The following is a 10,394-nucleotide window of genomic DNA, read 5'->3' on the forward strand; positions in this document are numbered from 1 at the left end:
GCCACCTAAATACAACAGAGAGCAAGCGTAATGACGATATTGTCGGTACTGGTGATTGAAGACACGTTGGAGATTGGCCGCGAAGTGTGCGACTTTCTTAGTGCGCAAGGTATTCAGGTGGACTATGCCGCCAATGGTGCTTTAGGGTTGTCACTTGCAAAGCAGCAACACTACGATGTGATTGTGCTGGATGTGATGCTACCCGATATCAATGGCGTTGCTGTGTGTAAAACACTGAAGCAAAGCTGCGATCCTGTGCCGGCAGTATTGATGCTGACAGCCCGCGACAGCATCGCCGACAAAAGCCTGGGCTTCGATGCCGGAGCCGATGACTACCTCACCAAACCGTTTGATTTAACCGAACTACAACTGCGTTGTCAGGCGTTGGCACGCCGCCATCAGCTGCATCAATCGCAAACGGTAGTGATAGGCGAGCTAAGTATTAACGAAAAGCAGCAATTAGCTGAGCGACAGGGCCAGAACCTGAAACTTAGCAGCACCGATTTTGCCATACTGCTGCTGTTGGTACAGGCTTATCCGAATGCCGTCAGCCGTCAGCAGCTGGTGAATAAAGTCTGGGGCGACGAAGCGCCTGACAGCGACGTTATCCGTTCACATATTTATACGCTGCGCCAGGTGCTGGATAAACCCTTTGCCACCGCTATGCTGACAACCCTGCATGGTATCGGCTTTAAACTGCAGGTCAAAAGCTAGCTATGTTGGCTTCTCATAGTTTAAAAACCAGTTTACAACGTAGCATTGTATTGTTTAGTTTGCTGTTGGCGCTGTGCTTAATGCTGCTTATGCTCGGTTATGCCTGGGTAGTAGAAGATAATGTATTTAACCGCCTGGTGACGGCAGAAGCCGGGCATATTACCCAGCAGTATCAACAAACCGGCAATGTTATTGCACCCAGTCAGCCGTTTATGACACTGCATGCCGGCTGGCATGCGATGCCCGACGAGATCCAGCAGCTGCATCAGCTGGCACCAGAGCGGGTTGAGTTTCCCAATGGCAACGGCGGTACCTTGCACCTGCAAACTGTAGCGCTGGGTAACACAGAGTGGATACTGGCAGCAGATGTTAGCGGCTTTGAAGTGACCCGTGATTATCTGCCAAAACTGCTACCCTATTTGATGCTGGCACTGGCCGTGGTACTGGCAATTGCCTTTGCCTTATCACGCTATTTAAGCCTGAAAATTATCCGGCCACTGCAAGCTATCAGCACCAAGGTAAAACAGCACCAGCCGGGTACCGAGCTTAATTTAGCCGATATATTACCGGACAATGAGATTGGCTATCTGGGCCAGACCATTCAGCATAATATTGCCCAGTTACAAGCTGCGTTGGCGCGTGAAACCGATTTTACCCGCGATATCAGCCATGAGCTGCGCACACCGGCCACGGTATTAAAAATGGTCCTTAGTCGGCTTAGCTGCACTGCGCCGCCCGATATGCAGACCCTTACGCAACTAAAACAATCGGCGTTGCAAATGGAGCAAACCATTCATGTGCTGCTGGCGCTGGCACGAGAAGAATCGATGCAACAGCAACCGCTGTGTCTGTTGGAGGAAATTGAGTATTGCCTGGTAAATAACCCTAGGTTAATGCGCCAAAGTGAGCTGCAGTTGCAGCTAACCATAGCTGCAAACTACCGCATTAGTGCCAATAAGAATTTACTGCATATTCTGCTGAATAATATCATCGACAATGCACTAAACCATGCCAGCGCCAGCCAGTTGGAGATTAGCCTTAGTGGCGATGTGCTGTGTATTGCCAACCCGGTAGCAACAGAGAGCCCGGCAGATATTCTCAGCCCCGGCGTAAAAAGCGCTGGCAGTTCGGGCATTGGCCAAGGCCTGCATCTGGTTAACCGCATTTGCCAGGGCTATCACTGGCAGCTAAATTCTTGTATCCGCGACAACGGGTTTTATCTTAAGATTGCTTTTTCTGCGCAACAATTTAACCAGGAATGAGTTCACAAATACTGTTTTTTTTCAGTGCACTGGGTGTATTTAATGCCCTGTTACTAAGTGGCTACTTATGGTTTAAAGCACCGCTTGTTTCAGGCAATCGTTTTCTGGCGCTGCTTTTGATGATGCTGAGTATGCGGATTGGCAAATCAGTGTTTTTCTACTTTTCACCAGACTTGCATAAGCTTTACCTGCAACTTGGCTTAAGCGCCTGCTTATTGATTGGCCCCTGCTTATACCTTTTTTGCCTATCAACAACCCGGCGCAAATCGCAGGCAAAGAAGCAGCTAGGTCATATTTTATTGCCCTTTACCGCCATTGTGCTAATCGGCATTCTTTACCCGTACCAGCTCTTCCCCGAGTTCTGGGGTGGCACATTATATAAATTGGTTAATTATGTTTGGTTGTTTTACATAATGCTGAGTGCTGGTGTGTTATACCCCACACTGAAAACCACCTTTACTACAAAACGTAGCTTAAACCAGCTGGAAACGCTAAGCCTTAGTATCGTTATTGCAAATGCCATGATTTGGCTTTCCTACGCCACAGGTAGCTACACCTCATATATCAGCGGGGCACTGAGTTTTTCTATTATTTTTTACATCAGTATTGTGTTAGCCATTAGCGCAAAACGGGAACACGCAGCGTCGCAACATAAAAACGAAGCACGATACCAGCAAAAACTTCAAGCTGATGATGTTGACGCTATGACGCAAAAATTAACGCGCCTGATGCACCAAGAACAGCTATTCCTTAATGCCAATCTGACACTGGTGCAACTTGCCAAAAAGCTGGGTACCAATACCAGCCGCTTATCACAGTTTTTTAATGACAACCTGCAAATATCTTTTCCAAACTACCTGAATACGCTGCGTATAGCACATGCTAAAACGTTGCTTTGCGCCGACAATAAATTGCCAACCGATCATATCGCTGATCTGTGCGGCTTTAATTCGCTATCGACCTTCTACAGCGCATTTAAGAAAATGACCGGTACTACACCAGCCCAATACCGGCAGCATGCCCATCAGAATCAGAAAAATGCCTGATTAAGCATTACGGAATTATAAATCCGCAACTTTTAGCTTGGGCTCTGCGCTATGGTAGCCGCCGATTATTTCGGAGGACATTATGCGTAGATCAACGTTACTAACAGGCTTTTACCTTACGATTACTTTGTTGTTTAGCGCAGCCTTAAGCGCGAACCAAACATTGGCGTACGAAGATAAAGCAGCCATAACCCAAACCATCGAACAGTATTTTTATGGTTCATCACACAGCGACGCCGATACACTGGCACAGGCGTTTCATCCTGATGCGCTGTTATATCTGGAAAAAGCCAACACACCACTTTGGCAGGTGTCGGCGAAAGAGTATCTGAGCTGGCATAAAGACAAGAACAAAGGGCGCAGCAATGGCCGTATCGGCAGAATTGTACAGATTGACGCTAATGATAATCTAGCTAACGTAAAGGCCGAGATACTGCTTCCCGGTAAGAAGCTGCGCTATATCGATATGTTTTTATTAAAGAAAATCGATAATAAGTGGCAAATTATCAGTAAATCAGCCGCTAGCGCTGACAGCAACAATAACGGCCAGCGCATTTTGTTTATTTTATCCAGCGCTCATTTTCATGGCGATTCAGACTTACCAACAGGTGTCAGTTTTGCTGAGATCGTCAATGCCTATGATGAGTTTGTGACGGCTGGCTACAGTGTCGACTTTGTCAGCCCCAATGGCGGCGCCTTGCCACTGGCCTATATCAATACCTCAGAGCCAATGCAGAAAAAATATTTGTATAACGCCGACTTTATGTATGCGATTGGCAATACCTTAACGCCAACACAAATAAAGCCGGAAAATTACCGTGCGGTGCACTATGTTGGTGGCACCAACGCCATGTATGGCGTGGCCGACAACACTGCGCTGCAACGCATTAGCATGGAAATTTATGAGCAGCATAACGGCATTATATCTGCGGTATGCCATGGCACGGCTGGAATTGCCCATCTGCGTCTGCAAAACGGTGATTATCTGGTGAAAGATAAACGTATCAGCGGTTACCCCGACGAATATGAAAACCCGGATCGCCCGTATTTCAAGCAATTCCCTTTTCATATTACTAAAACCATTGAGCAGCGCGGCGGCACTTTTTTATACAGCCCGCGTGGCGAAGTTCATGTTGAAGTGGATGGCCGCATAGTGACCGGGCAAAACTACCAATCATCTGCGCCCGTAGCGAGGGCGATGATTAAAATATTGCAAGCTCAGCAAAACCACAAAACACTTCTATATTTCTAGAAATATATTGCAAATTAAAAAAGCGCGCATTACACTGCGCGCATGAACATAGATACCGCAGCAGAGCAACTGGCTGAACTAGGCCACACTACCCGGCTCCAGATCTACCGCGCTTTAGTGCGGGCAGGTCAGCATGGCCTGGCGGTATCGGCTATTCAGCAGCAACTGGATATCCCCGGCTCTACGCTGTCGCACCATATAGCACGGCTGGTAAAGGTTGGGCTGGTAAGCCAAACCCGTGAAGGCCGGGTGCTGCGCTGTCAGGCGCAGTATCAGCAGTTGGATAAACTGATCCACTTTTTATCGGACGAATGCTGCCTGGGCAGCTAAAACATTTAACTTACATTTCGACATTTCTGGAATAATAAAACAAAGGAGTAAACTATGACCACACCCACCCCCTGGCAGGCTGCCGCTGAGTTTTTTGTCAGTACCTTTGCCGAACTGGCTGTGCTGTTTGTACTGATAAGCCTGCTGGTCAGTGTGATTAACTATTACCTGCCAGCCAGTAAAGTGCGAACACTATTATCAGGTAACCGAGGTTATGGCATTGCCATTGCACTGGGCGCAGTAACACCGTTTTGCAGCTGCTCAACCTTGCCGATGCTGCTGGGTTTACTCAAAGCGCGCGCCGCCTTTGGCCCTTTAATGGCATTTTTAATTACCTCGCCGCTATTAAACCCCTTTGTTGTTGCGCTGTTCTGGCTGACCTTTGGCGCTAAAGTGACCTTGCTGTACAGCCTTTGTGTAGTTTTGATAGCCACCACCGCTGGCTATCTGCTGCAGCAGTTGCGCTTTGAGCGCTATATCCGCCAGGAACTGCTGCAAAGCGCAACACCAACCAATAGCTGTGCAGCAACAAGCTCCAGCTCAGCTTGTAACAGCACCATCAGCCAGCCAGTAACTACCCGCTGTTGCGAAGCCGCAGCCCAGCCCGCAGCTGCAATGTCTTGCTGTGCTCCAAAAGCCAGCGTAAAACAGTCTGGCCGCCTGGCGCAGCTACCTTTAAAGCAGTTAACGCATGATGCGGTTAGGCAGCTACGTACTATGTTGCCTTATATGGTGTTAGGTGTCGCCGTTGGCGCTGCCTTACATGGCTTTGTACCGGTTAGCTTGTTTGAGCAACTGGCATCGTTAAATAGCGTTGTACTGATCCCGCTGGCGGCACTGATTGGCATTTTTCTTTATGTGCGCGCCTCAACCATGATCCCCATCGCTTCGTCGCTACTGGCCAAGGGCTTAAGCATGGGCAGTGTAATGTCACTCACCATTGCTGGCGCCGGTGCCAGCCTGCCCGAGATGATTATGCTGAAGAAAATATTCCACTGGCCACTGCTTATTGCTTTCGTAGTGCTGGTGCTGTTAACCGCCTGCATTACCGGCATCAGCATTGATTTATTGGTTTAAGCAAACAGGAGTAATAACATGGTTAAGGTAAGTTCAGATTTTGACGGCGGCGCGATCAGTATCATCAATGTAGATAATGCCGATAATATTCAGCTCGGGATAAACAAAGACAATCAAAGCTGCACCCGGCAATGGTTTTATTTTGCAGTTGAGAGCATCAGCGCCACCTTGCAACGCATCCGGCTGGTTAACGCTGACAAGGTAAGCTTTAGCGGCGCATGGGATGGCTATCAGGCATTTGCCTCTTACGATAACCAGAGCTGGTTTCGTATCGACACCCAGTACCAGAACGGCGAGCTGGTGCTGACATTAGAAGCTAAAGCCCAAAAAGTCTATTACGCCTACTTTGTGCCTTATCCGCTAACACGCCAGACAGCACTGCTACAGCACGTCGCCGCCATGCCAGCGGCGCAGCTTAAGGTACTGGGCCAAACAGCGCAAGGTCGTGATATTACCCTGCTACGGATAGGTTCAGCTTCTGCTGAGGCAAAAAAAATCTGGTTAATTGCGAGGCAGCATCCGGGGGAAACTATGGCGCAGTGGATTGCAGAAGGCGTAATTTTGCAACTCGCTGAACACTTTGCCGCAAACTTTGTGGCACATTCTACCAAACAACACGCCAATAGCAGCGCCATTAGCTTTTATATTGTCGCCAATATGAACCCGGATGGCGCCGCACTGGGTAATCACCGTACCAATGCTAACGGCATAAATTTAAACCGGCATTGGGCGACGCCCGATCCGCTACTATGCCCCGAAGTGTATCTGGTAAAACAGGCGATGCTTAAATATGGCGTAGATGCCTTTATCGATATCCATGGCGATGAAACTCTGCCCTACAACTTTATGCAGGCAGAGGCCAAACACCCGTTTGCCGACCAGCTAAAACAGGCGCTAGCCGAACTGGATAGCAACTTTCAAACCAAATACGACTATAGCAATTTTGATGTGGGCTGTGGTGCTGGTAGTTGCGGCAGTAGCTGCGGCCAGCAAAAAGCCACCAGCTTTGTACAGCAGCAGTTTGGCGTTGCCAGTATTTTACTGGAGGCGTCGTTTAAACCGTTGCAGCAGGCTGATCAAACTATGAGCTGGGACAACGAAGCGGCGAAGCAACTTGGCGCCAACCTGGCACGCGGTTTAGTCGACCAATACCATCATCTTAACCAGACCTAAATTCTAATTACCTTGGATAACATAAAATAACGGGGACACTGAGTAGCAGTGCTACATTGCGAGGGTCATTAAAACCGCATCTGCTTTGCTGTCTCCGGATACGTAATAGTTTTTCCGCACACCGGTTCGGCTAAAACCACATTTTTCATACAGCGCGATGGCAGTGTGGTTCGTGCTACGCACTTCTAAAAACGCTTCGGTGGCACCACGGCTGCGGCCTTCTTGCAGAAAATGTTGTAGCAAGGTTTTACCGTAACCCCGCCCTTGCATATCGGTTGCCACGCAGATATTAAACAGCTCCAGTTGCTCGAGGATCAATTGGGCAAAATAGAAGCCCTGGATCTCGCCGCAGTCATCCAGCAATTTGTAGCTGAAGTAGCTGTCGGCAAAGCTGCTGACAAAAGCACTGTGCTGCCACGGATAAGGATTGGCTTGCTGTTCAATTTGTACCAGGCGCGCAATATCATCGGCGCTTAACAGTTCAATCTTCATGCCAAGCACTCAATAGCTGCCACAGTGCCTGTTTTAGCTCTGCCGGTTGTAAAGCGGATAACGGCGGCGTAATAAGTTGTTTGCTGTTAAGCTGCGGCGCTGCAATCTGCTGATTGATATACCAGTTAACACCTTCTGGCAGCGCAAGCTTAATATCCTGAGCCAGTACTGACGCTAGATCCGCCAAAGCTACAGGCTCTGACTCAGAGATATTATCAGCTTCTACCGCAGCTTCAGTAGCTGGTGCAGTATCAAACGCAGGTGTAAGGCTAAGTGGTGCAATCTGCAACACATTAAGTAACTGCTGCTGTGAATAAGAGAATGTTTTCATAACGAGAAGTGGCAGGGGCAGAGGGATTCGAACCCCCAACCATCGGTTTTGGAGACCGCTGTTCTACCAATTGGAACTATGCCCCTGTAGCTGGTCGCGCCATTATACAAAAGCCGCCCTAAAGGTAAAGCAAAAAGCTGTGTAATTAGATTCAATTGCATATAAAACGAACATCAGCACTATTAATCAGTGCAGCCTAGCATAAGCCCGGTAGTCTGCCTACCGGGCTGAGCTGACTTTAGTCTGCGGTTTTCTGCCGGTACTTTTCAAACCAGTACAGGATATAGGCCGTTTTCGCCATTAAATTACTTGGCCGGCTGTATATCGAATGCGAGGCTTCCGGAATACGCACCATGGCAGTATCAATACCACGTAATTGCAATGCCTGATAAAACTGCTCGGTTTCCGAGATTGGCGTGCGGTGATCAGCTTCGCCGGTCATTAGCATGGTGGGCGTTTTCACATTACCCACATAACTAATAGGCGAATACTTTAAGTAATGCTGCGGGTTTTCCCACGGCATGGCCGGAAACCAGTACTGGCTAAAGTAACTGTACATATCGGCATTAAGTACAAAGCTAAACCAGTTTATCACCGGCTTTACTGACACTGCCGCAGCAAAACGGTCAGTGTGGCCAACAATCCAGGCCGTTAACGCACCGCCGCCACTGCCGCCGGTAACAAACAACTCTTTTTCATTGATAAAGCCTTTAGCAATGACTGCATCGACACCATCCATCAGATCATTGAAGTCCTGGCTGGGGTAGTTATGATGAATAAGATTGGCAAAATCTTCACCATAACTGGTGCTGCCACGTGGATTGGTATACAACACCACATAGCCTTGCGCTGCCATTAGTTGCAGCTCCATAGCGAAATGCGGGCCATAAGCGGTATGTGGGCCGCCATGAATTTCTAGAATAAGCGGGTATTTTTTACTGGCATCAAACTGTGGCGGATAAATGATCCAGCCTTGTAACTTACGCTGATCAACTGATGAGCTATACCAGAACTCTTCGACTTCGCCGATATCGTTAGCAAACAACAAATCAGCGTTGAGGCTGGTGAGCGTCTGCTTGTTGCGCTTATGAATAACCGCCAGCTCCGCCGGTGTTTGCGTATTCATTTGGGTATAGGCAATCAGGCCATTATCCGCAGCAGCGAACTGGCCGCCACTGTATGGCCGGCCGTAAGAGCCACCGCCTAGATCTTCGGTAATAATACTGCGTTTACCAGATAAGGCTTGCTCTGCCAGTATACCTTTACCTTCACTATCGTAAGAAATATACAAGGCTTTACTGTTGGGTAGCCATTGAAAATCATCAATAGCGCGGTCTAAATCTTCGGTCAGATTGCGGATATTACTGCCATCGGCATTCATGACATACAAGCGGTTGGCCTGATGTGCCAGTTTGCGATCATCAAAACCGACATAGGCGATAAGTTTACCGTTGGGCGACAGCTGCGGCCTGGCGTCAGGGCCGTTGCGATCAGTAAGTTGTGTCAGTTTACGCTCAGCCAGCGTCAGCTGGAATAGTTCACTATTTAATGGTTTTGACTGCCAGTCGGCATGACGGTTAGCAGAGAAATAAATCGCTTTGCTATCCTTCGTCCAACTGATCGCACCGGCATGATTAAAATCACCTTCGGTTAGCTGAATAGCAGAACCACCATCAGCCGGCATAATATAAATATGCTGATAACCGGCTTTCAGATAGCCGGCACCATCGGCGCGGTACTGTTTGTTATCGATATATATCGCAGCTTTTGCCCAATCAGCTTTTTCCGGCTTGCCAGGTAAACTAACCGGCGCTTTAACTTGCTTCGGTGTAAACATGGTAAAAGCCAGCCATTTACCATCCGGCGACCAGCTTAAATTGGCAGGGCCTTGCGTTAGCTGACCTAACTGTGACGTGCGGCCACTATCAAGCCATTTAACATGAATTTGGCCATTACTAATAAACGCCAGCCGTTTATAGTCCGGCGCCCAGCGCGGTGAACTGGCATTAATATCTTTATCGGTTAAGGCTTGCTGTGTTTTGCCATCGGCAGAACTGAGCCATAACGTCATACGCCGCCGGTCGGTTTGCTTGTCCATCCAGTTACGTACAAAAACAATTTGCTCGCCTTTGCTGTCAGGCTGCGGATCAGATACAAACTCCAGGTTAAACACATCTTCATATTGCAGTGGCTTAGCGGCCTGAGCTGTACTGCCTAAAGCCAACAGTAAGCTAGCAGTTAAATAAAAAGGATTAGCTATACGAGGTATCTTCATCATGGCATCCGGATTTATTGTTATAGGTGCCGTTTGATACTAGCTTATTTGTAGCAGCGAGCTAACTGATTTCGCCAGAGTGAAACTACTAAGAGATAAAACGCAAAAAGGCCTACCGTTTAGGGTAGGCCTTTTGCTTGAATGAGGAGCCTGGCGGTGAACTACTCTCGCATAGCGAATGCTACACTACCATCGTCGCAGCTGCGTTTCACTTCTGAGTTCGGAATGGGATCAGGTGGTTCCACAGCGCTATTGCCACCAGGCAAAAACTGTTTGGAACATGCTTAACGCCCTTCAGTGCGGCACTCTTGTGCTACGTGCAGGGTAAAATCCATGGAGGCATTTGATTTAAACATGTTCTCGTATTTGGCAATCTGATAAGTAAATGCACACTGTATCTTTAAAACATCTTGGGCGTTGTATGGTTAAGCCTCTCGGGCAA

Annotated in this window: 10 protein-coding genes, 1 tRNA gene and 1 rRNA gene; 7 read left to right on the forward strand and 5 right to left on the reverse strand. The window is 48.2% G+C overall.

The window, feature by feature from the left end:
- Positions 1–30: 30 nt before the first annotated feature.
- The 7 genes from EYB30_RS00960 to EYB30_RS00990 all read left to right on the forward strand — a co-directional run bounded on the left by EYB30_RS00960 (position 31) and on the right by EYB30_RS00990 (position 6,854).
- Positions 31–714 carry a response regulator transcription factor gene (locus tag EYB30_RS00960; RefSeq protein ID WP_166836064.1) on the forward strand — a complete coding sequence of 228 codons (684 nt, stop codon included), beginning with the start codon at positions 31–33 and terminating at the stop codon, positions 712–714.
- A gap of 2 nt (positions 715–716) precedes the next feature.
- Positions 717–1,976 carry a sensor histidine kinase gene (locus EYB30_RS00965; protein ID WP_166836068.1) on the forward strand — a complete coding sequence of 420 codons (1,260 nt, stop codon included), beginning with the start codon at positions 717–719 and terminating at the stop codon, positions 1,974–1,976.
- Positions 1,977–2,404: 428 nt separating this feature from the next.
- Complete coding sequence (locus EYB30_RS00970) at positions 2,405–3,022, forward strand: helix-turn-helix domain-containing protein (protein WP_166836071.1); 618 nt, start codon at positions 2,405–2,407, stop codon at positions 3,020–3,022.
- A gap of 82 nt (positions 3,023–3,104) precedes the next feature.
- The gene (locus EYB30_RS00975) at positions 3,105–4,274 is read left to right on the forward strand and encodes a nuclear transport factor 2 family protein (RefSeq protein WP_166836074.1); all 1,170 of its coding nucleotides are present in this window, start codon (positions 3,105–3,107) and stop codon (positions 4,272–4,274) included.
- Positions 4,275–4,316: 42 nt separating this feature from the next.
- Positions 4,317–4,604 (forward strand): ArsR/SmtB family transcription factor, encoded by a 288-nt coding sequence (locus tag EYB30_RS00980; RefSeq protein ID WP_166836078.1) that lies wholly within the window; start codon positions 4,317–4,319, stop codon positions 4,602–4,604.
- A gap of 54 nt (positions 4,605–4,658) precedes the next feature.
- Positions 4,659–5,681 (forward strand): permease, encoded by a 1,023-nt coding sequence (locus EYB30_RS00985; protein ID WP_166836081.1) that lies wholly within the window; start codon positions 4,659–4,661, stop codon positions 5,679–5,681.
- A gap of 18 nt (positions 5,682–5,699) precedes the next feature.
- Positions 5,700–6,854 carry a M14 family metallopeptidase gene (locus EYB30_RS00990; protein ID WP_166836083.1) on the forward strand — a complete coding sequence of 385 codons (1,155 nt, stop codon included), beginning with the start codon at positions 5,700–5,702 and terminating at the stop codon, positions 6,852–6,854.
- A gap of 51 nt (positions 6,855–6,905) precedes the next feature.
- Here EYB30_RS00990 and rimI read toward each other — a convergent pair whose 3' ends face one another.
- The 5 genes from rimI to rrf form a co-directional block, all read right to left on the reverse strand.
- A complete protein-coding gene (gene rimI, locus EYB30_RS00995) occupies positions 6,906–7,346 on the reverse strand; it encodes a ribosomal protein S18-alanine N-acetyltransferase (protein WP_166836085.1) in 441 nt (146 codons plus the stop codon).
- Entirely contained in the window at positions 7,336–7,677 is a 342-nt protein-coding gene (locus tag EYB30_RS01000; protein ID WP_166836087.1) for a hypothetical protein, read from the reverse strand. Before EYB30_RS01000 ends, rimI begins: the two co-directional genes overlap by 11 nt.
- Positions 7,678–7,686: 9 nt before the next feature.
- A tRNA-Trp gene (locus EYB30_RS01005) sits at positions 7,687–7,763 on the reverse strand.
- Positions 7,764–7,915: 152 nt separating this feature from the next.
- Entirely contained in the window at positions 7,916–9,955 is a 2,040-nt protein-coding gene (locus tag EYB30_RS01010; protein ID WP_241697923.1) for a S9 family peptidase, read from the reverse strand.
- Positions 9,956–10,100: 145 nt separating this feature from the next.
- A 5S ribosomal RNA gene (gene rrf / locus EYB30_RS01015) occupies positions 10,101–10,215 on the reverse strand.
- Between the last annotated feature and the right edge of the window lie 179 nt (positions 10,216–10,394).

The sequence above is a fragment of the Rheinheimera pleomorphica genome (genome assembly GCF_011634895.1).
Classification (GTDB): domain Bacteria; phylum Pseudomonadota; class Gammaproteobacteria; order Enterobacterales; family Alteromonadaceae; genus Alishewanella; species Alishewanella pleomorphica.

Excerpts from the sequence above, each read along its gene's own strand:
- EYB30_RS00960 (WP_166836064.1), top strand. The coding sequence starts at position 31 with ATGACGATATTGTCGGTACTGGTGATTGAAGACACGTTGGAGATTGGC.
- EYB30_RS00975 (WP_166836074.1), top strand. The coding sequence starts at position 3,105 with ATGCGTAGATCAACGTTACTAACAGGCTTTTACCTTACGATTACTTTG.
- EYB30_RS01000 (WP_166836087.1), bottom strand. The coding sequence starts at position 7,677 with ATGAAAACATTCTCTTATTCACAGCAGCAGTTACTTAATGTGTTGCAG.
- EYB30_RS00985 (WP_166836081.1), top strand. The coding sequence starts at position 4,659 with ATGACCACACCCACCCCCTGGCAGGCTGCCGCTGAGTTTTTTGTCAGT.
- EYB30_RS00980 (WP_166836078.1), top strand. The coding sequence starts at position 4,317 with ATGAACATAGATACCGCAGCAGAGCAACTGGCTGAACTAGGCCACACT.
- rimI (WP_166836085.1), bottom strand. The coding sequence starts at position 7,346 with ATGAAGATTGAACTGTTAAGCGCCGATGATATTGCGCGCCTGGTACAA.
- EYB30_RS01010 (WP_241697923.1), bottom strand. The coding sequence starts at position 9,955 with ATGATGAAGATACCTCGTATAGCTAATCCTTTTTATTTAACTGCTAGC.
- EYB30_RS00965 (WP_166836068.1), top strand. The coding sequence starts at position 717 with ATGTTGGCTTCTCATAGTTTAAAAACCAGTTTACAACGTAGCATTGTA.
- EYB30_RS00990 (WP_166836083.1), top strand. The coding sequence starts at position 5,700 with ATGGTTAAGGTAAGTTCAGATTTTGACGGCGGCGCGATCAGTATCATC.